Below are 18,437 nucleotides of genomic sequence, written 5' to 3' on the forward strand. Positions count from 1 at the left end.
TGACACTGGTAAAAGGGCACGTTCGCTAAGCCGAGATACCTAGCGCATGATCGTTGGAGGCGGTCTAATAGGTGGGACCGTATCGAACCGCACAGTCTGGGACGTGAGGATTCAACATGGCAGCCACCGGCACAGCCACCAGCACTGAGAAGGGTCGTCGAATCGTCGGAAGCGAGCGTCAGACCCTCGCCAAGGACCTGGTGAAGCGATACACCTCCGGAGAGAGCATTCGCGCACTGGCCGCGTCGACCGGCCGGTCGTACGGATTCGTGCACCGCGTGCTCACCGAGTCCGGCGTGCAACTGCGGCAGCGTGGCGGTGCCCGTCGCCGTAAGAAGGCGTGACGACCAGCGCAGCCTCGGCATCGGAGGCCGGCGTCCGGTACGTGCAGGACGGGCCGGTCGCGTCGGTGACGTTGTGCCGGCCCGACGTCCTCAATGCGCAGACGCCGGCGATGTGGGCCGAGCTGGGCAACATTTCGCGGAAATTACCGGGTGACGTGCGAGTCGTCATTGTCCGCGGCGAGGGACGTGCTTTTTCGGCGGGACTCGACTTGTCGGTGGCGCGTGGCGACGGCGATTCCTCGTTGTCCCAACTCGCTCGGTTGTCCCCGGAAGAGAGCGCGGAACGGATTGCCGGCTTCCAGGATGCATTTACCTGGCTGAGGCGTCCCTCTCTGGTCACCATCGCGGCAGTGCAGGGTCATGCGATCGGCGCCGGATTCCAGCTCGCACTGAACTGCGACATGCGCGTCCTCGCCGATGACGCGCGGTTCTCGATGGCCGAGGTGACACTCGGACTGGTGCCCGACCTCGGCGGCACCAAACGGCTCACCGAACTGGTCGGGCCGTCCCGGGCACTGGAGATCTGCCTCACCGGACGCCGGATCCCGGCGGACGAGGCGGACCGGATCGGACTGGCCACCGCCGTCGTGCCCCGTGACGAGCTGGACGCCGCGGTGCGGGACCTGAGCGCCGCCGTGCTGGCTGCCCCGGCCGGAGCGGTCGCCGAGATCAAGGCGCTGATCCACGAGGCGTCCGGGCGGACGTACCCCGAGCAGGACCGGGCCGAGCGGGAGGCGCAGACCCGCCGCGTGCGCGATCTGGCCGGGCTGGAATAGGGAACACCGGCCGGTCCCGGGAAGTTGTCGTACCCGGCGGGCACAATGTGCCTGCCGCTACGACGCCGCCCGGGAGGTGACGGATGATGGGACCCACGTCCGGTGGGAACAACTGGGCCATGCTGCGCTCGCTCCAGAATTCCGAGCGGGTCACCCAGCACCAGCTGACCCGGGGCACCACGCGGCGCATCCTGCGCTTCGCCGTGCCCTACCGGCGCGACATCTCGGTCTTCCTCGTCACCGTGGTGTTCGCGGCCGTGATCGGTGTCGCGACACCGGTCCTGGCCGGGCACGTGGTCAACGCGATCACGTCGGGCGGATCGGAGGCGGCCGCCACCGTCATCCGGCTCGCCCTGACCATCGCCGCGCTCGCCGTCGTCGACGCGCTGTTCTCCCTCGCCCAGCGGTGGTATTCGGCCCGCATCGGCGAGGGCATCATCCTCGACCTGCGCACCCGGGTCTACGACCACGTGCAGCGGATGCCCCTGCAGTTCTTCACCCGCACCCAGACCGGGGCGCTGGTCAGCAGGCTCAACAACGACGTCACCGGCGCCCAGCGGGCGTTCACGTCGACCCTGTCCGGGGTGGTCAGCAACGTCATCCAGCTGGTGCTCACCGCCGCGGTGATGTTCAGTCTGTCCTGGCAGATCACCGCGCTGTCACTGGTGCTGCTGCCGCTGTTCATCATCCCCGCGCGCCGGGTCGGCAAGAAACTCGCCGAGATCACCCGGGAGTCCTACAACCTCGACGCCAAGATGAACGCGACGATGACCGAGCGCTTCAACGTCTCCGGCGCGCTGCTGGTCAAGTTGTTCGGCCGGCCGGACGCGGAGGCCGGCCACTTCGGTGACCGGGCCCGCCGGGTCCGGGACATCGGCGTCCAGCAGGCCATGTTCTCCCGTACCTTCTTCGTCGCGATGCTGCTGGTCGCGTCCCTGGCCCAGGCCCTGACGTACGGTCTCGGCGGCTGGCTCGCGGTCACCGGCAGCGTCACGGCGGGCACCGTGGTCACCATGGCCCTGCTGCTGACCCGGCTGTACGGCCCGCTCACCGCGCTCAGCAACGTGCGGGTCGACGTGATGAGCGCGCTCGTGTCGTTCGACCGCGTCTTCGAGGTCCTCGACCTGAAGCCCGGCATCGAGGAGAAGCCGGACGCGGTCGCCATCGCGCCCGGAGCCGGCCGCGTCGAGTTCCGCGACGTGCACTTTCGGTACCCCAGCGCCGACGAGGTCTCGCTGGCCACCCTCGAGGACGTCACCGCCCTCGACCGTACCGAGAACGCCCCGGTCCTGCGCGGTGTCGACTTCAGCGTCGAGCCGGGCCAGATGGTGGCCCTGGTCGGCCCGTCCGGCGCCGGCAAGTCGACCACCTCCATGCTGGTGTCCCGGGTCTACGACGTGACCGGGGGCGCGGTCCTGGTCGGCGGCGTCGACGTCCGCGACGCGACCCTCGACTCGCTGCGCGACACCATCGGCGTGGTCACCCAGGATTCCCACCTGTTCCACGAGAGCATCGCCGAGAACCTGCGCTACGCCAGCCCCGGCGCCACCGAGGAGCAGATGTGGGCGGCCCTGGAGGCGGCCCAGGTCGGCGACCTCGTGCGAGCACTGCCCACCGGCCTCGACACGGTGGTGGGCGAGCGCGGCTACCGCTTCTCCGGCGGCGAGAAACAGCGCATCGCGATCGCCCGCCTCCTGCTCAAGCACCCGTCGATCGTCATCCTCGACGAGGCCACCGCCCACCTTGACAGCGAGTCCGAGGCCGCGGTCCAGCGAGCCCTGTCCGCGGCTCTCGAGGGCCGCACCGCCCTCGTGATCGCCCATCGCCTGTCCACCGTCCGCGACGCCGACCTGATCCTGGTCCTCGACGGCGGCCGCATCGTCGAGCGCGGCCGCCACGACGACCTCGTCACAGCGGGCGGCCTCTACGCTGAGCTCTACCGCACCCAGTTCGCCGACAGCCGCCCGCTGCTCCCCGCCAAGGCGGAGTGATCAGGCGATCTTCATGCTGTAGACGACGACCGAGTGGTCCGAGTACGCCGTGTCGATCACTCCGCACCAGCGCCACGGCTGGGTGCTGAAGATGTGGTCGAACTTGACACCCCACACCGTGGTGGAGCGACCGGTGCGCAGCGGGTTCGTGGCGTCGGACTGGTCACACTCGCGGTAACCGGTGGTGCCGTTCCAGTACAGCCCGGCCGGCCACACCCAGTCGCGCGAGCTGTCGCCCGCCCAGTCCGGCGGCACCACGTTCAGGTCGCCACCGAAAGCCACGTGGTCGTACTGGTCGACGACGGCCTTGACCTCGGCCAGCTGGTCGTCCGCGTAATCCCAGGTGGGGTGGTCCGGGTTCACGCCGTACCGGGAGATGTGCAGGTTGCAGAGCCGGATGTTGTCGAAGTAGGTGGCGGTGGCGCACTGCTGGACGCTGTTCTGCCCGTTCCACGGCTGGGTGGTCTCGATGATCTGGGGGTTCGACAGACCCGCGTGGATCACGATGGCGGTGCCGTACCGGTCCTGACGGCTGCTGTTGTCCTCGCCGCACCGGCTGTTGGTCAGCACGCCGTTGTTCGAGTAGTAGTACGGCGCGAAGTTCTTGCTCCACCCCGATCCGAGCTGACCCATCAGGGTGGTCAGGTCGTTCTCGCAGATCTCCTGGAGCAGCATGGCCTGGACGTAGTTGTTGGCCACCTGGGACTTGATGATCGCGAGCTTGTCGGCGAAGGTCCCGTAACCGGCGCAGTTCCAGCTGGCCCGCTGGGAGTCGCACATGTTCCACGACATCAGTTGCAGGTTCGTCCCGGCGGGCGCTGCGGCCGCGGCCGGCGTGACCGGTATGAGTGCGGCGAGCACGAGCAGGGCGCCGGCGAAGGCGGTGCGAAGCTTCCTCAAGAGTTCTCCCCGAAGTAGTTGATCAATCGACCACTGTAGAGAGTGGGGAGATCGCGTGCTGCCCCGTTGCTCCGGAACGCGGTTCAGAGCAGGGTGAGGGCCTCGGCGTAATGGCAGGCGGTGCGGTGGCCCTGGCCCCGGTCGATCAGGGCCGGCGTCTCGGTGACGCAGGCTTCGCGTTCGGGATCGCTCAGCCGGCCGGCGAACGTGGGGCAGCGGGTGCGGAAGCGGCAGCCGCTCGGCGGGGTGATCGGGCTGGGGACGTCGCCGGTCAGGGTGATGCGGCGGCGGGTGCGTTCCTTGTGCGGGTCGGGCAGCGGGATCGCCGAGATGAGGGCCTGGGTGTACGGGTGTGCGGCGCGCCGGAAGAGTTCCTCGACCGGGGCGGTCTCCACGATGCGGCCCGAATACATCACCGCGACCCGGTCGGCGATGTGGCGCACCACCGACAGGTCGTGGGAGATGAACAGGTAGGACAGGCCGTACTCGTCCTGGAGGTCCTCCAGGAGGTTGACGATGCCGGCCCGGATGGAGACGTCCAGGGCGGAGACCGGCTCGTCCAGGACCAGGAACCTCGGGCGCAGCGCCAGGGCCCGGGCCACACCGATGCGCTGGCGCTGGCCGCCGGAGAACTCGTGGGCGTACCGGTTGCCGTGCTCGGTGTCGAGGCCGACCGTGCGCAGCAGGTCACGGACCTTGGCCCGGCCCTCGGCGGCGGTGCCGTACCGGTCGTGGACGCGCAGCGGCTCGGCGATGATCTCGCTGACCGTCATCCGGGGGTCCAGTGAGGAGTACGGGTCCTGGAAGACGATCTGCATCTCCTCGCGCAGCGGGCGCATCCGGGCCCGGGACAGCGGCACGATGTCGCGGCCCTGGAAGCGGACCTCGCCGGCGGTGGCCTGTTCGAGGTTGAGCAGCAGCCGGCCGGTGGTGGTCTTGCCGCAGCCGGATTCGCCGACCAGGCCCAGCGTCTCGTGGGGGAGGATGTCGAAGTCGACGCCGCAGACCGCGTGGACCTCGCCGGTGCGCCGCCGGACGATGCCGCGCGAGCGCACCGGGAAGTGTTTGACCAGGCCGCGGACGGAGACGATGGGTGCCGTCATGGGAGCTCCGAGTGGAAGTGGCAGGCGGCGAGGTGGTCCGGGGCAGCGGTACCGGTCAGGACCGGTTCGGTGTCGTCGCAGAGGTCCGCCGAGCGGGGGCAGCGCGGCGCGAACGGGCAGCCGGGCGGCAGCGTCAGCAGCGACGGCGGCGCGCCGGTGATCGGGGTGAGGCGGGGGCGGCCGGCTTCGTCGATCCGGGGCAGGCTGTCGAGCAGGCCGAGCGTGTACGGCATCCGGGGCCGGTAGAAGATCTCGTCGACGGTGCCGGTCTCGACGAGTTTCCCGGCGTACATCACCGCGACCCGGTCGGTGTGCCCGGCGATGACGCCGAGGTCGTGGGTGATCAGGACCAGCGCGGCGCCGGTCCGGGCGCGGGCCGCCTCGAGGGCTTCGAGGACCTGGGCCTGCACGGTGACGTCGAGGGCGGTGGTCGGTTCGTCGGCGATGATCAGGTCGGGATCGTTGGCCATGGCGATCGCGATGACGACCCGCTGCCGCATGCCGCCGGACAGTTCGTGGGGGTAGTCGCGGGCCCGGTCGCGCGGTGCGGGGATGCCGACGACGTCGAGGAGTTCGGCGGCCCGGTGCAGTGCGTCCTTCTTGGACACCCGGTGGTGGGCGCGGATGGCCTCGGCGATCTGGGCGCCGACCGGGTACACCGGGTTCAGCGACGTCAGCGGGTCCTGGAAGATCATCGCCACGCGACGGCCGCGGATCCTCGAGAGCTCGGCGTCCGTACGCCCGAGCAGCTCCTCGCCGAACAGCTTGACCGAACCGGTGACCCGTGCGCCGCGCGGCAGCAGGCCCATCACCGCGAGCGAGCTGACCGACTTGCCGGAGCCGGACTCGCCGACGATGCCCAGCGCGTCACCGGGCCGCACCTGGTACGAGACGCCGCGCACCGCCCGCAGCGGCCCGTCCTCGGTGGGGAATTCGACGGTCAGGTCCTCGACGGACAGCAACGTCATGCGCGCACCCTCGTCTGCTTGGGGTCGAAAGCGTCGCGCAGGCCGTCGCCGATGAAGTTGACGGTCAGCGCGACGGCGATGATGAACAGGCCGGGGAAGTAGAACAGCCACGGCCGGGTGTTGACCGCGTCCTTGTTGATCGACACGAGCAGCCCGAGCGAGGTGTCCGGGGCCTGCACGCCGACGCCGAGGAACGACAGCGCCGCCTCGCCGAGGATGCCGGTGGCGATGGTGAGGGTCGCGGTGACGATGATCGGGCCGAGCGCGTTGGGCAGCAGGTGGCGCAGGACGATCCGGGTGTTGCCGGCGCCGAGGGCCCGGGCGGCCTCGACGAACTCCTGCTCGCGCAGGGCGAGGACCACGCCACGGACCACCCGGGACACGTACGGCCAGGTGAGCGCGCCGAGCACGACCGCGATCGCCCACCAGCGGCTCTGACCCACGCCCTGGGCGGCGACGGCCGCGGCGACCGCGATCGACGGCAGGGTGAGGACCACGTCGACGAGGCGCATCATGATCAGGTCGAGCCGGCCGCGGTGGAGGCCGGCGATCGCACCCCAGAGCGCGCCGAACACCGTACCGATCAGGGCGATCGCGAGGGCGATCTTGACCGACTGCTGGGTGCCGCGCATGACCTGGGCGAAGGTGTCGTGTCCGATCTGGTCGGTGCCGAACGGATGGGTCGCGGACGGCGGCTGGGAGAGGTCGTCGGTGATGTCCGCGTAGCCGTACCGCCACAGCAGGGGACCGGCGAACGCGAACAGCACCACCACGAGGAGTACGCCCAGACTGGTCACCGCCGCACGGTGCCGCAGGAACCGGCGCAGCACCAGTTCGGTCTGGGTGCGCACCACGACCGGGCGGCGGCTATCCATGGCGGATCCTCGGGTCCAGGACGGCGTACAGCACGTCGGCGACGACATTGAAGATGATCACCACGAACCCGGCGAGCAGCAGCCAGCCGGCCACCGCGTCGGTGTCGGCGCGGGCCACCCCGGTCAGCAGCATCCGGCCCAGACCGTTCCAGTTGAAGACGGTCTCGGTGATCACCGCCCCGCCGAGGATCGCCGCGACGTCCAGGGCGGTGACGGTGACCAGCGGGATCAGCGCGGTCCGCAGCACGTGCCGGACCAGTACCTTGCGCCAGGTCAGCCCCTTGGCCCGGGCCAGGCGGACGTAGTCGGAGTTCAGCACCTCCAGGACGGCGGCGCGCTGGTACCGGCTCCACGCCGCGTACGAGACGAGGCCCAGCGCGATCGTCGGCAGCACCAGGTGCCCGGCGACGTCGGCGATCTTCGCCCCGGGGGACAGTCCGCTGTAACCCTGCGACGTCTCGCCGATGGTGTAGAACACCGTGGTGCCGGTGGCCTTGTTGTAGCGCACGGCGAGGTCTTTGAGTACGATCGCGACCCAGAACAGCGGCATGGCCAGGAACACGAAACCGGTCAGCGTCAGCGCGTAGTCGGACTTCGAGTACTGCCGGACCGCGCCGAGCACGTCGGTGAGCACGGCGAACACGAGCGCGAGCAGCATCGCGCCGACGACCAGCCGCAACGTCACGGTCGCCGACCGGGACAGGTTGGCCCCGATGTCGTACGTGCTCTGCACCGACTCACCGAGGTCACCGTGCAGCACACCCCACAGCCAGTGGCCGTATCGCACGACGATGGGGTCGTCCAGGCCGAGCCGCGCGGTCTCCATGTCGATGGTCCGCTGCGGCGCCGGCGGGTTGCGCAGTCTCAGCGGTTCGAGCGGGTCACCCGAGAGGGCGACCAGGGCATAGGACAAAAAAGACGCGACGATGAGTACGGGCACCGCGGCCAGCAGGCGCCGGACGACGTAGGCGAGCATCTAGTTCGTACCCGCCGGGTGTCCCCACTCCTCGGTGTTGAACGTCGGCCCGGTGACCGTGGCGTTCGGCCGGATGTTGACGTAACCGGACTGGGCCGCGATGAAGTTGGCGCGCTGGAACAGGGGGAGCACGTAGTAGTCCGCGGCCATCAGCGCGTCGGCCTGGTTGAGCAGCTCGGCACCCTTCGCCTCGTCGAGCCCGGCCTGCACGCCCTGTTTCAGCAGTGTCTCGGCCTGATCGTTGGCCCAGTGCCCGTAGTTCGTCTCGCTGTCCTTGCCCCAGAGCTGGTCGGCGATGGCGAAGAAGAACGGCGAGGTGACCCACGCGTACACGATCAGGTCGAAGTCGCCGGAGCTGAGCGCGTCGTTGAGGTTGTTGGTGGGCTGGATGCTCATGGTGATGCCGAGCTGCTTGAGCGTGGCCTGGACCAGCTCCCCGGTGGCGGCCCGGTTGACGTTGCCCTCCGTGTGCCGGAACCGCAGTGTGACCGGCTCGCCGGCCGGCGTGGTGAGCTGTGTGCCGACCCCGCCGTAACCCGCGTCGGTCAGCACCTTCTTCGCGGCCTCGAGGTCACCCGCGCCGGCCCCGGACGCGCTGAGCACGTCCTTGTAATGCGCGCTGCCCGGCACGAAGTTGTGGCTCAGCAACGGTTTCGCGTCCTTCCAGAACGTGCCGACCGTACGGTCGATGATGCGCTGCACGTCGATGGCCCGGAAGATCGCCTCGCGCAGGGCCTTGTCCTTGAGGAACGTGTTCTCGAGGTTGAGGTCGATGTGTTCCCAGGAGAGCCCGCCGCTGACCCGGTGATTGACCTCGGTCAGGTTCTGCACCTGCGTCACCATGTCGAAGTTGGGCTGCGGGTCACCGGCGTTGATCTCGCCGTTCTGCAGCGCCGGGACGAACGACGACTGGTCGGTCACGATCTTGAAGATCAGCTTCTCCAGCGACGGTTTCGTGCCCCACCACCTCGGGTTCGGCACCTCGACCAGCTCCTGGCCCTCGGCGTAGCTCTCGATCATGAAGGGGCCGCCGGACCACGCCGGCTGCGTCGCCTTGAACCACTCCCAGGATCTCGCCAGCCCCGCGGGCGTACCGTCGTCGCCGTTCTGCTTGGCCAGGTGCGCCGGGTAGATCGTGCTGAACAGGTCTTTCCAGTCCGGATAGGTCTTGCCCGGCTGCAGCGTCGCGGTGACCGTCCTGCCGCCGTCCGCACCGGTGACGCTCGCCATCAGGTCGTACCCGGCGTTGCTGGACGAGCCGCAGGCCGGGCAGTCCCTGGTGTTGCGCGCCCGGAACTGGTAGGCGAAGTCGTCGGCGGTGATCGGCACGCCGTCGCTCCACACCGCCTCCGGCTTGATCGTGTACGTGATGGTCTGCGGCGAGGTGGCGGTGAGCTCGGGCTCCGCGGCCATCAGCGTGGTGTTCAACGTGGCCTTGAAGTCCGAGCCGCTGTAATAGACGCTCGGCACCAGCGGCCGGAGCATCACCGACGTGGCGTAGTGCCCGCCGTCCTCGCTGACCGTGTTCCAGGTGGTCCGGTCCTGCTCCTCGTAGAACACCATCGTGCCGCCGGGCTCGGTCGTGCCGGTGTTGCAGGTCAGCGGTGACTCGCCGCAGGAGTCGAAGCCAAGTTCCCGATTCGGATCGGAGTCGTCACCGCTGCACGCGGTGAGGGCGAGCACGGTCACGGTCAGGATCGCGGTCAGTCTGACGGTCATGGTGTCCTCCGGAGCGTCGCCGGGCGCGGAGTTACAGCGTGAGTACATCCGACTCCACGGAGTGCCGATGCGATAGATCGTTGCATCGACATGTGACTATCTCGTTACCCGGCGGGCGTTACCCGGCGAGCGTTATCCGGCGGGCGTTATCCGGCGGGCGTGGCCCGGAGCACCGCGTAGGCGGCGCCCAGTGTCTCCACTGTGTAGTGCGCGTTGAGGCCGCTCGGGTTCGGCAGGACGTGCACCGGGACGCCGCCGATCGTCGAGGACTGCGGGCCCGTCGTGGCCTTCGGCCGGCCGAACGCGGTCCGGTAGGCGGTCACCCCCAGGATCGCGAGGCATCCGGGCCGCCACCGTGCGACCAGCTCGGCGAGCACCTCGCCGCCGGCCTTGAGCTCGGCGGGGGAGAGCTCGTCGGCCCGCGCCGTCGCCCGGGCCACCACGTTCGTGATGCCGAGACCCAGGCCGGGCAGCAGTCCCTGCTCCGACGGGTGCAGGCGGCGCGGGGTGAGGCCGGCCAGGTGCAGGGCCGGCCAGAAACGGTTGCCGGGCCGGGCGAAATGGTGGCCGGTGGCCGCAGAATACAGACTCGGATTGATGCCGGAGAACAGGATCCGCAGATCAGGACCGACCAGATCCGGCACCGTACGGCCGGCCGCCGCCGCGATCTCCTCGGGAGACGGTTTCACAGCATCCGCAGGGAGCCGCCGTCGACCGGGATCTGCAGCCCGGTGAGGTAACTCGCGGCCGGGGACAGCACGAACGCCGCCACCCGGCCGAACTCCTCCGGGCGCCCGAGCCGGCCCAGCGGCACCTTCGTGGCGGCGTCGGCCTCGGCGCGCGCGGCGTCACCACTGGCCGCGAAGATCTCGCGGTTGCGGTCGGTCAGCACCCGTCCGGGCAGCAGGCTCACCACCCGGATGCCGCGCGGACCCAGCTCGTCGGCCATGTCCTTGGCGACCCCGGCGAGACCCGGCCGCAGTCCGTTGGACAGGCCCAGCCCGGGCAGCGGCACCCGGGTGGACGTGGACAGCACGAACACCAGCGAGCCGCCCTCGGACAGCGCCGCCGCGAACGTGCGGGCCGCCCGGACGACGCCGAGGAAGACCGTCTCGAACGCGTCGCGCCAGTCGTCGTCGGCGTGCTGCAGGGCGGTGCCGAGCTTCGGGCCACCGACCGAGATCAGCGCGCCGTCGAAGCGGCCGAAGCGCTCCATCGCGGTATGCACGAGCAGCTCAGGGGTGCCCGGATCGGTCAGGTCGGCCGCGACGCCGGTGCTCGCGGGACCGAGGTTGGCCACCGCCTCGTCCACCGAGGACGGGGTGCGCGCCGAGATCACCACCCGGGCGCCGTCGTCGGCCAGGGCCCGCGCGGTGGCGTAGCCGAGGCCCTTCGAGGCGCCGGTGAGGACATAGACGCGGTCGGTCAGCCCCAGATCCATGGCTCTGATCCTGCCACTACCGGGTCCGCAGGAAGCGGGCCGTCCCGTCGTTCGCCGGAAGGAATGACTCGACGGCCAGTTCCGACAGCGTGACGTCGAGCGGCGTGCCGAGCACCGAGGTCACGCTGAAGAAGACCAGTTCCGTGCCGTCCACGTCGAGGCGCAGCGGCACGACGGGCCCGGCCGGCGTGCCCGTGACCGTCCCGCCGGGCAGGTCCAGCAGCTCGCCGTGCAGGGCCCGCAGGACCGGATCGCCGGTCGCGCCCGCCTGGTGGTCCAGCTGGTGCAGCAGATGGGTACGCCACTGGGCGAGGTTGGCGATGCGCGGAGCGACCCCGTCCGGGTGCAGCGCCAGCCGCAGGACGTTGACCGGCGGCTCCAGCAGGGCGGGAGCGGCGCCCGCGGTGAGCAGAGCACTCGCCTCGTTGCCGTCGATCAGCGTCCAGTGCCGGTCGATCAGCACCGCCGGGTAGGGCTCGTGCCCGCGCAGCACGTCACGCAGCGACCCGAGCACGGCGGCCAGGTCCGGGCCGTCGAGCGCGTGCTCCGGATGCGCCGGTGCGAAACCGCCGGCCAGCAGCAACGCGTTCTGGGCCCGCAGGGGTACCCCCAGCTCGCGCGCCAGCCGCAGGATCATCTCCCGGGTCGGCCGGGAGCGCCCGGTCTCCACGAACGACAGGTGCCGCGCGGACACCCCGGTGCGGGTCGAGAGCTCGAGCTGGCTCAGCCTGCGGTTCCCCCGCCATTCCCGCAGCAGGACACCCACGTCACCCATGGTCGTTACCTCCGAGGTAATCGTCACGCTTACCCGTACCGGTGAGAGTGGACCTCATGAGTGACATGGTCAAGAAGTACCTGGACATCTGGAACGAGACCGATCCGGTGGTGCGGCGCGCGGCGATCGCGGACGTGTTCGCCGCGGACGTCCGATACACCGACCCGCTCGCCGCGGTCACCGGCCCCGACGGGCTGGACGCGGTGATCGCCGGGGTGCACCGGCAGTTCCCCGGGCTGGCCTTCACGGCGGGCGAGCTGGACGACGCCCATCACGACCAGGCCCGGTTCACGTGGCGGCTCGGCGAGGCCGTCGAGGGCTTCGACGTGATCACGCTGGACGCCGACGGGCGGATCAGCGCGGTGTACGGCTTCCTGGACCGGGTGCCCGGCTGAGATACACCCGGCCGGCGACCTGGAGCACGACGGTGCCGGCGGCGGTGCGCAACGCGGGGAACCGGCGCCGGTGGCCGTCGTCGTGCATCGTCGCCTCCCGGGTGGCCAGCTCCACGAGCGCGAGCGGGGGGAGCGCACCCCGGGCCCGCAGGACGCGGGCGAAGGCCCAGCCGTCGCGCAGGGAGCCCTGGGTGGGCCGGGCCGCGGCCCAGGCCGACCATGCGCCCATCCACCCGGGGCCGAGCGCGGTGGCCGTCATCGGCCAGTGCCGGGCGACCTCACCGGCCCGTTTGCGCAGCAGCGCGACCCGGGCGACCTCCACCAGCCGGGTGTCGAAACCCGGCGGGACGGGGGCGCCCGCGGTCAGCGCCGCGACCAGCGCGGCCTGCCGCTCGGCGAGCGAGCTCACCGGGTGACCGGCGGATGACCGGAGGCGGCCGCGATCGCGTCGAGCTCGGCGCTCAGCTCGGCCGCGGGCGGGTAGTCACCGTCGCGTTCCAGCATCAGCGCCGGGGGCCGGTGCCGGGCGCACAGGTCGGCGACCAGGTCGAGGACCTCGGCCGGCACCGCGTCGGTGTGCGTGTCGTGATACACCCCGTCGTGCGACGAACCGCCCGCGACGTGGCAGTACGCGATCCGCTCCAGCGGGATCCGGGTGAACAGCGCGGCCGGGTCGGTGCCCCGGTTGAGCGCGTTCGCGTACACGTTGGCCACGTCGAGCAGCAGCAGCGCGTCCGTACGCTCGAGGATCTCGGTGAGGAACGCGCCCTCGTCGAGTTCGTCGTCCGGCCAGTCGAACAGCGCCGCGATCGGTTCCAGCGCGATCGGGACGTCGAGCTCGGCCTGGGTCCGCTTCACGTTGGCGACCACCGCGTCGACCGCCTCGCGGGTGCGCGGCACCGGCAGCAGGTGCCCGGCCTCGACGCCGCCGGCCCGGACGAACGCGATGTGCTCGCTGACCAGGGGGGCGTGCAGGCGCCGGGCCACCTCGGCGAGGTGGGTCACCCGTTCGGGGCTGACCGGCTCGGCGCCGCCCAGCGACAGCTTCACGCCGTGCGGCACCACGGCCACGCCCCGCTCCAGCAGCTCGCCCAGCCCGGCCGGCAGGTCGCCGTGGGCGTGCACGGACTCGGCGACCACCTCGGCGAAGCGCAGGCCGGGGAGCCGGGCCACGTAGCCGGCGATCTCCGGCCGCCAGCCGATCCCGACGCCGTACGCGGTGGTCATCCGCCGCACCCTCCGCCACCGCCGCAGGAACTGCCACCACCGCACGAGCTGCTGCCACTGCTGCAGCTGGAGGCGGTGCTGTTGTACGAGCTGTCGGAGAACCCGGTGCCGCCGCCGCTGGTGAGATCGGTGTGCCGCTGGATCTCCGCCTCGGCCGCGAACGCCGGGTCCATCGTGTAGAGCGCGGCCGCGCCGAACAGGGCCACGCCCATCGCCGCACCGGTCGCGCCGTACGTCGCGTAGGCGGGCGACTGCCGCGGGGCGAGGTACTGGTGCTGGGCCCGGAGCTGGTCCAGCGCCTTGACCGTGGCGTTCGTGGCCCAGCGGGTCTTCTTGCGCAGCGTCAGGGTCATGCCCAGCGCGAAGATGATGGCGATGACCAGGAAGGTGACCGGCTTGTCGTTGAGATACCCGGCCACCGCCCGGGCGACCCCGAGCGCCACCAGGGCGAACCCGGCGTACACCCAGATCCGGGCCGATCGCGCGGTGCTCGCGCCGACCGCGTGGCCGCTGGTCTCCAGGCCGGTGCGCAGCTGCTCCAGCGCCGAGCGCACCCAGTTGTCGGCCGCCGCGTCCCGGGCCCGGACGCGCTGTCCGGCCACGTTGTAGACGGCGGTGTCGAGCGGGGTCACGCCGGAGGGCAGCGGGCCGGTCTGCTGCAGGGTCTTGCCGGGGCCGCTGCTGATCGCCCCGGCGGTGCGCAGCGCGCCCATCGAGGCGTAGAGAGCGAGCCTCTCCCCACCGTTGAGGTAGGCGACCTGCTGCGGCCCGAGCGAGGTCACCGACAGCTTGCGGTCGCCCGCGAACAGGATCCGCCGGTGGATCGCGGCGAGCAGGACGAGAGCCACGGTGGCCCCGATGTAGAAGACGAGGAACGTCGGACCGGGAATGCCCCAGGTGTCCATGCTGACCTCCCGTTATGTGCCGCTGCTGACCCTCATTGTGCAGGTCGGCGCAACAGCCGGGTCAGCGGCGCCGGACGGCTTCCTCCACGACATCGAGGACCCTGCTCAGTTCGCCCGCCGGGCGGCCGGTCGCGAGGTGCAGCACGAGCCCGTCGTACGCCAGCTCGAGGAACTGGGTCAGCACCTCGACCGGCACGTCGTCGCGCAGCACCCCGGCCTCGTGCTGGCGTTCCAGCCGCTCGCGGGTGGCGGAGGCGATGGCCGCGGACCGCTCGGTCCAGCGCTTGGCGAACTCGGGGTCGGTGCGCAGCCGCCGGGACACCTCCAGCTGGCTGCCGAGCCACCCGGCGGTGTCCGTGCTGGCGCCGGCGCGTTCCAGCAGGTCCCGCATGACCTGGACCAGCCCGTTGCGGGCCACGGTCTCGGCCATCGCGGCGGCGTCGTCCTCGGCCACCGCGAGGAACAGCGATTCCTTGTCGCGAAAATGGTGGAAAATCGCGCCCCGGGACAGCCCGGTGGCCTCCTCGAGGCGGCGCACGGTGGCGCCCTCGTAGCCGTGGCGCGCGAAACACCCACGCGCTGCCCCGAGGATCTCGTGGCGGCGGGCCTCTAGCTGGTCCTGGCTTACCCTGGGCACAAAAGTGATGGTGTCATGACAGCTCCGCCGCTTGCAATCCGTACGTACGGCTTGGGATCGGCTTCTCATGCTGCTGAAACACCCATCCTGCCCGATCTTTGTTAACACTCCTGCACTGTTCGCGCCCGCATTCACTCACGTACAGTGCCCGGGTGCCCCTTGTCTTCCTGGCTCTGGACGACACCCTGCTCGACCGCAGCGGTGGCTTCAAGCTGTGGGCCAAGGGCTTCCTCGACGAGATCGCCGCCCCGCAGGAAGACCTCGACTGGTTGCTGTCCGTGGATGCCGACGGCCTGACGTCGCGCTGGGACCTCGCCGACGCGCTGCGCGAGCGCTACCAGCTGGACATCCCCTCCATCGATCTGGTCGAGGAACTGCACGAGGGCCCGCTGGCCTACGAACGCCTCGATCCGCTGGTCGCCTGTGCGCTGCAGATCGCCGGGGACGCCGGCTGGGTGCCGGTGGTGGTCACCAACGGCGCCCACGAGCAGCAGGAGAGCCGGATAAGGCGCACCGGGCTGGACCGCTACGTCGCCGACTGGGTGATCTCCGAGCAGGCCGGCGTCAGCAAACCCAACCCGCGCATCTTCGCCCTGGCCGCCCAGCGGGTCCGGATGCGGCTCGGCGGCGCCTGGATCGTCGGTGACAGCCCCGAGGCCGACATCGGCGGGGCCGCCGCGATGGGCCTGCCCAGCGTGTGGCTGCACCGCGGCCGGGACTGGATCGACAAGCGCTTCGCCCCGACCCGGGTGTGCGGCAACGTGATCCAGGGCCTCTCCGCGATCATGACGCCGCGCTGATTGTTAATTCGGTTGCGCCCCGGTCGGGCGCCCGGCAGAGTTGCTCCCGCACCGCACGTCGCGGGTGCTCGCAGATGAAGGAGGTGAACCTCATGGCCGTCGCTGTCCTCCGCCACGCCCAGGTTCAGCACGTTTCTTTCTTCATCTCCGAGGAGACCCTCCAGTGCGAGAGCACGATTCTTCCGGTCCGGCCACCATGGGCCGCGGCCGTCGCAAGTTCGACGACGACGAGTCCGATTTCCTGAAACGCGGGCGCCTCGAGCCCCAGCTGACCGAGGACCCCGACCTGCCCGAGGTCGGCGACCGCTGGTCTACCTGGGACGGGTCCCTGAAAGGCCCCGAGCCGCGACCCGACTGGGTCCGCACCGAGCACGGGGCCGTCGACACCGAGCTCGGCATGCTCAAGACCGGCAAGGAAGCCGACGTCTTCCTGGTCCGCCGGGCGGTCCCGGCCACCGGCGAGGTGAGCATGCTGGCCGCCAAGCGGTACCGCGACGGCGACCACCGGATGTTCCACCGCGACGCCGGCTATCTCGAGGGCCGCCGGGTCCGCCGGTCCCGGGAGAACCGGGCGATGACCAACCGCACCGCGTTCGGCAAACAGATGATCGCCGGTCAGTGGGCGGCGGCGGAGTTCGACGCCCTCTCCCGGCTCTGGCAGGTCGGGCAGGAAGGCGGCACGATCTCGGTGCCGTACCCGGTCCAGCTGATCGGCACCGAGCTGATGCTGGAATTCATCGGCGACTGGGAGACCGGTGAGGCGGCACCCCGCCTCGCCCAGGTCCGCCCGGACCCGGACGGTCTCGCCGACCTCTGGCGCCAGATGGTGGACGCCCTGAGCATCCTGTCCCGGGCCCAGGTCGCGCACGGCGACCTGTCGCCGTACAACACGATGGTCCACCACGGCCGGCTGATCATCATTGACCTCCCGCAGGTGGTCGACCTGATCGCCAACCCGCAGGGCGGCGAGTTCCTCGCCCGGGACGTGCGCAACGTCGCCTCGTGGTTCACCGCGCGTGGTCTGCGCGTCGACATCGAGGAGCTGATCGAGCGTCTCAGCTTCGAAGCGGGTCTGCGGTAGGCGTTCCGCGGCCGCCTCCCATGAGGCGGCCGCGTTCACGTCACTGCAGGTAACCCTCGACCTCGCCGGCCGAGTGCGCCTGCTGCTCGTCCGGGTCGGTGCCGAACTCCCGGGCCGCCCGCCGCCGGCGCAGCAGGTCCCAGCACTGGTCGAGGGCGACCTCGACGTCCTTCAGCCGGGCGTGCTCCTCGTCCGCGGTGAGCTTGCCCTCGGCCAGCTGCGTGCGCAGCTGGTGTTCCTCGTCGACCAGACCGTGGATCCGGCCCAGCACCTCTTTGTCATCCATGCGCGAAGCGTAGAACAACGGTCCGCCTGGCACTCTTGGCGGATGGACTTCCGCTGGGCCTACAAATCCGCCGTCACCGTCTTCACCGATCTGGTCTACCGGGTGCCGGCCGACCGGTGGGACGGCCCCGGCCTCGGCGACTGGAGCCTGCGCGAACTGGCCGGGCACACCGTGAGCTCAGCATTGCGCCAGGTGCCCGGGGTGCTGGCCACCCCCGGCCCGGCGGTGATCGTCGAGGCACCCGAGGGTTACTGGGCGTCGACCCCGCCGGCCGCCGACGACGCGAAGGCGGCGGGGGAGGCCCTGGGCGACGATCCGGGCGCCCGGGTCGCCGAGTACGCCCGGCAGGCCACCCGCGCGTTGTCGGCCGCCGGGGACAACGACGTGATCGCGGTGCCGGCCGGCGGGATGCGGGTGCGCACCTGGATCCCCACCCGCACCTTCGAACTGGTCGTGCACGGCCTCGACGTCGCGGCGGCCGCGGGGGTGCCGGTCGAGTACGCGACCGGCGTCGTCGCCGAGATGACCCAGCAGGCGGTGGCGATCGCGGCGACCGGCCGGGACAGCACCTTCGTCCTGCGCGCCCTCACCGGCCGCGCGACACTGCCGCCGGGCTATTCGGTGCTGTCGGCGACCACGACGTGAGGCCCGCGCCGCCGCCCCGGCGCCGCCGCCGAAATCCCGTGGTGAGGCAGCGGAAGGTCGGATAGCGTCCCCGCGCATGGACGCCATCGGAGAAAAAGAGATCCGGTCTTCCTTCGTCAACTGCAGCAAGGGTGAGGCGAGCCGGGTCAAGATGCCCGCCGGCCTGACCGACGGCGGGGTGGCCTGGGACGATCTGGATTTTCTGGCCTGGACCGACCCGGGGGCGCCGTTGCGGGCGCTGCTGGTCGTCCCGGGTGAGCGCGGCCTGACCGGGCTCGTGCTGCGGCGCCCCGAGGCCCGGCGGGCCAGCGCGATGCGGTCGAGCATGTGCCAGGTCTGCCTGACCGACCATGCCGGGTCGGGGGTGGCGCTGTTCGTGGCGCCGCTGGCCGGGGCCGCCGGGCGTAACGGCAACACCGTCGGCCAGTATCTCTGCGCCGATCTCGCGTGCTCGCTCTATCTGCGGGGCAAGCGGCAGCCGAAACTGCGGCTGATCCGCCGGGAGGAGACGCTCAGCCTGCGGGAACGGATCGACCGGGCGCTGACGAACCTGGCCGCGTTCACCGACCGGGTGGTCGCGGGCTGACGGGAGG

At 70.8% G+C, this 18,437-nt stretch carries 22 protein-coding genes; 8 read left to right on the forward strand and 14 right to left on the reverse strand.

Going from position 1 to position 18,437, the window contains the following annotated elements:
• Positions 1-116 precede the first annotated feature (116 nt).
• From ACIA6A_RS15420 to ACIA6A_RS15430, 3 genes are all read left to right on the forward strand, one after another.
• Complete coding sequence (locus ACIA6A_RS15420; RefSeq protein WP_015620263.1) at positions 117-344, forward strand: helix-turn-helix domain-containing protein; 228 nt, start codon at positions 117-119, stop codon at positions 342-344.
• The gene (locus ACIA6A_RS15425; protein WP_396098257.1) at positions 341-1,120 is read left to right on the forward strand and encodes an enoyl-CoA hydratase/isomerase family protein; all 780 of its coding nucleotides are present in this window, start codon (positions 341-343) and stop codon (positions 1,118-1,120) included. The genes ACIA6A_RS15420 and ACIA6A_RS15425 overlap by 4 nt, the downstream gene beginning before the upstream one ends.
• A gap of 83 nt (positions 1,121-1,203) precedes the next feature.
• Positions 1,204-3,111, forward strand: coding sequence for an ABC transporter ATP-binding protein (locus ACIA6A_RS15430; RefSeq protein ID WP_396098258.1), 1,908 nt, complete (start codon positions 1,204-1,206; stop codon positions 3,109-3,111).
• Here the strand turns inward: ACIA6A_RS15430 and ACIA6A_RS15435 are convergent, their stop codons facing one another.
• The 9 genes from ACIA6A_RS15435 to ACIA6A_RS15475 all read right to left on the reverse strand — a co-directional run bounded on the left by ACIA6A_RS15435 (position 3,112) and on the right by ACIA6A_RS15475 (position 11,868).
• Positions 3,112-4,011: an endonuclease/exonuclease/phosphatase family protein gene (locus ACIA6A_RS15435; protein WP_396098259.1), complete on the reverse strand. Its 900-nt coding sequence runs from the start codon at positions 4,009-4,011 to the stop codon at positions 3,112-3,114.
• Positions 4,012-4,094: 83 nt separating this feature from the next.
• Entirely contained in the window at positions 4,095-5,114 is a 1,020-nt protein-coding gene (locus ACIA6A_RS15440) for an ABC transporter ATP-binding protein (protein ID WP_396098260.1), read from the reverse strand.
• Positions 5,111-6,082, reverse strand: a complete 972-nt coding sequence (locus ACIA6A_RS15445; protein ID WP_396098261.1) for an ABC transporter ATP-binding protein — start codon at positions 6,080-6,082, stop codon at positions 5,111-5,113. The genes ACIA6A_RS15440 and ACIA6A_RS15445 overlap by 4 nt, the downstream gene beginning before the upstream one ends.
• Positions 6,079-6,957: an ABC transporter permease gene (locus ACIA6A_RS15450; protein WP_396098262.1), complete on the reverse strand. Its 879-nt coding sequence runs from the start codon at positions 6,955-6,957 to the stop codon at positions 6,079-6,081. The genes ACIA6A_RS15445 and ACIA6A_RS15450 overlap by 4 nt, the downstream gene beginning before the upstream one ends.
• The gene (locus tag ACIA6A_RS15455; protein ID WP_396098263.1) at positions 6,950-7,933 is read right to left on the reverse strand and encodes an ABC transporter permease; all 984 of its coding nucleotides are present in this window, start codon (positions 7,931-7,933) and stop codon (positions 6,950-6,952) included. Before ACIA6A_RS15455 ends, ACIA6A_RS15450 begins: the two co-directional genes overlap by 8 nt.
• Positions 7,934-9,652 (reverse strand): ABC transporter family substrate-binding protein, encoded by a 1,719-nt coding sequence (locus ACIA6A_RS15460; RefSeq protein ID WP_396098264.1) that lies wholly within the window; start codon positions 9,650-9,652, stop codon positions 7,934-7,936.
• Between the two features lie 146 nt (positions 9,653-9,798).
• A complete protein-coding gene (mug, locus tag ACIA6A_RS15465) occupies positions 9,799-10,341 on the reverse strand; it encodes a G/U mismatch-specific DNA glycosylase (RefSeq protein WP_396098265.1) in 543 nt (180 codons plus the stop codon).
• Entirely contained in the window at positions 10,338-11,093 is a 756-nt protein-coding gene (locus ACIA6A_RS15470; RefSeq protein ID WP_396098266.1) for an SDR family oxidoreductase, read from the reverse strand. Before ACIA6A_RS15470 ends, mug begins: the two co-directional genes overlap by 4 nt.
• A 16-nt stretch (positions 11,094-11,109) precedes the next feature.
• The gene (locus tag ACIA6A_RS15475) at positions 11,110-11,868 is read right to left on the reverse strand and encodes a helix-turn-helix domain-containing protein (protein WP_396098267.1); all 759 of its coding nucleotides are present in this window, start codon (positions 11,866-11,868) and stop codon (positions 11,110-11,112) included.
• Between the two features lie 56 nt (positions 11,869-11,924).
• Here ACIA6A_RS15475 and ACIA6A_RS15480 point away from each other — a divergent pair, with 56 nt between their 5' ends.
• Positions 11,925-12,263 (forward strand): nuclear transport factor 2 family protein, encoded by a 339-nt coding sequence (locus tag ACIA6A_RS15480; protein WP_396098268.1) that lies wholly within the window; start codon positions 11,925-11,927, stop codon positions 12,261-12,263.
• Here the strand turns inward: ACIA6A_RS15480 and ACIA6A_RS15485 are convergent.
• The 4 genes from ACIA6A_RS15485 to ACIA6A_RS15500 form a co-directional block, all read right to left on the reverse strand.
• The gene (locus ACIA6A_RS15485) at positions 12,223-12,672 is read right to left on the reverse strand and encodes a hypothetical protein (protein WP_396098269.1); all 450 of its coding nucleotides are present in this window, start codon (positions 12,670-12,672) and stop codon (positions 12,223-12,225) included. The genes ACIA6A_RS15480 and ACIA6A_RS15485 overlap by 41 nt on opposite strands.
• Positions 12,669-13,490, reverse strand: a complete 822-nt coding sequence (locus ACIA6A_RS15490) for a DUF692 domain-containing protein (RefSeq protein WP_396098270.1) — start codon at positions 13,488-13,490, stop codon at positions 12,669-12,671. The genes ACIA6A_RS15485 and ACIA6A_RS15490 overlap by 4 nt, the downstream gene beginning before the upstream one ends.
• Positions 13,487-14,395, reverse strand: coding sequence for a TIGR04222 domain-containing membrane protein (locus ACIA6A_RS15495; protein ID WP_396098271.1), 909 nt, complete (start codon positions 14,393-14,395; stop codon positions 13,487-13,489). The genes ACIA6A_RS15490 and ACIA6A_RS15495 overlap by 4 nt, the downstream gene beginning before the upstream one ends.
• 61 nt (positions 14,396-14,456) lie before the next feature.
• On the reverse strand, positions 14,457-15,032 hold the full coding sequence (locus ACIA6A_RS15500) for a helix-turn-helix domain-containing protein (protein WP_396098272.1): 576 nt from the start codon (positions 15,030-15,032) through the stop codon (positions 14,457-14,459).
• 152 nt (positions 15,033-15,184) lie between these two features.
• Between ACIA6A_RS15500 and ACIA6A_RS15505 the strand changes: the two genes are divergently transcribed.
• On the forward strand, positions 15,185-15,832 hold the full coding sequence (locus ACIA6A_RS15505) for an HAD family hydrolase (RefSeq protein ID WP_396098273.1): 648 nt from the start codon (positions 15,185-15,187) through the stop codon (positions 15,830-15,832).
• A 163-nt stretch (positions 15,833-15,995) separates the two neighbouring features.
• Positions 15,996-16,913 (forward strand): serine protein kinase RIO, encoded by a 918-nt coding sequence (locus ACIA6A_RS15510; RefSeq protein WP_396098274.1) that lies wholly within the window; start codon positions 15,996-15,998, stop codon positions 16,911-16,913.
• 40 nt (positions 16,914-16,953) lie between these two features.
• Here the strand turns inward: ACIA6A_RS15510 and ACIA6A_RS15515 are convergent, their stop codons facing one another.
• On the reverse strand, positions 16,954-17,199 hold the full coding sequence (locus ACIA6A_RS15515; RefSeq protein ID WP_396098275.1) for a DUF2630 family protein: 246 nt from the start codon (positions 17,197-17,199) through the stop codon (positions 16,954-16,956).
• A gap of 42 nt (positions 17,200-17,241) precedes the next feature.
• Between ACIA6A_RS15515 and ACIA6A_RS15520 the strand changes: the two genes are divergently transcribed.
• Together ACIA6A_RS15520 and ACIA6A_RS15525 are read left to right on the forward strand one after the other, a co-directional pair.
• Positions 17,242-17,844 (forward strand): maleylpyruvate isomerase family mycothiol-dependent enzyme, encoded by a 603-nt coding sequence (locus tag ACIA6A_RS15520; protein ID WP_396098277.1) that lies wholly within the window; start codon positions 17,242-17,244, stop codon positions 17,842-17,844.
• A 76-nt stretch (positions 17,845-17,920) separates the two neighbouring features.
• Entirely contained in the window at positions 17,921-18,430 is a 510-nt protein-coding gene (locus tag ACIA6A_RS15525) for an FBP domain-containing protein (RefSeq protein ID WP_396098278.1), read from the forward strand.
• Positions 18,431-18,437 lie beyond the last annotated feature (7 nt).

The organism is Actinoplanes sp. NPDC051494 (assembly GCF_044454705.1).
In the GTDB taxonomy this organism is placed as follows: domain Bacteria; phylum Actinomycetota; class Actinomycetes; order Mycobacteriales; family Micromonosporaceae; genus Actinoplanes.

Excerpts from the sequence above, each read along its gene's own strand:
- ACIA6A_RS15440 (WP_396098260.1), bottom strand. The coding sequence starts at position 5,114 with ATGACGGCACCCATCGTCTCCGTCCGCGGCCTGGTCAAACACTTCCCG.
- ACIA6A_RS15420 (WP_015620263.1), top strand. The coding sequence starts at position 117 with ATGGCAGCCACCGGCACAGCCACCAGCACTGAGAAGGGTCGTCGAATC.
- ACIA6A_RS15475 (WP_396098267.1), bottom strand. The coding sequence starts at position 11,868 with ATGGGTGACGTGGGTGTCCTGCTGCGGGAATGGCGGGGGAACCGCAGG.
- ACIA6A_RS15460 (WP_396098264.1), bottom strand. The coding sequence starts at position 9,652 with ATGACCGTCAGACTGACCGCGATCCTGACCGTGACCGTGCTCGCCCTC.
- ACIA6A_RS15490 (WP_396098270.1), bottom strand. The coding sequence starts at position 13,490 with ATGACCACCGCGTACGGCGTCGGGATCGGCTGGCGGCCGGAGATCGCC.
- ACIA6A_RS15520 (WP_396098277.1), top strand. The coding sequence starts at position 17,242 with ATGGACTTCCGCTGGGCCTACAAATCCGCCGTCACCGTCTTCACCGAT.
- ACIA6A_RS15450 (WP_396098262.1), bottom strand. The coding sequence starts at position 6,957 with ATGGATAGCCGCCGCCCGGTCGTGGTGCGCACCCAGACCGAACTGGTG.
- ACIA6A_RS15525 (WP_396098278.1), top strand. The coding sequence starts at position 17,921 with ATGGACGCCATCGGAGAAAAAGAGATCCGGTCTTCCTTCGTCAACTGC.
- ACIA6A_RS15480 (WP_396098268.1), top strand. The coding sequence starts at position 11,925 with ATGAGTGACATGGTCAAGAAGTACCTGGACATCTGGAACGAGACCGAT.
- ACIA6A_RS15515 (WP_396098275.1), bottom strand. The coding sequence starts at position 17,199 with ATGGATGACAAAGAGGTGCTGGGCCGGATCCACGGTCTGGTCGACGAG.
- ACIA6A_RS15470 (WP_396098266.1), bottom strand. The coding sequence starts at position 11,093 with ATGGATCTGGGGCTGACCGACCGCGTCTATGTCCTCACCGGCGCCTCG.
- ACIA6A_RS15430 (WP_396098258.1), top strand. The coding sequence starts at position 1,204 with ATGATGGGACCCACGTCCGGTGGGAACAACTGGGCCATGCTGCGCTCG.
- ACIA6A_RS15495 (WP_396098271.1), bottom strand. The coding sequence starts at position 14,395 with ATGGACACCTGGGGCATTCCCGGTCCGACGTTCCTCGTCTTCTACATC.
- ACIA6A_RS15455 (WP_396098263.1), bottom strand. The coding sequence starts at position 7,933 with ATGCTCGCCTACGTCGTCCGGCGCCTGCTGGCCGCGGTGCCCGTACTC.
- ACIA6A_RS15445 (WP_396098261.1), bottom strand. The coding sequence starts at position 6,082 with ATGACGTTGCTGTCCGTCGAGGACCTGACCGTCGAATTCCCCACCGAG.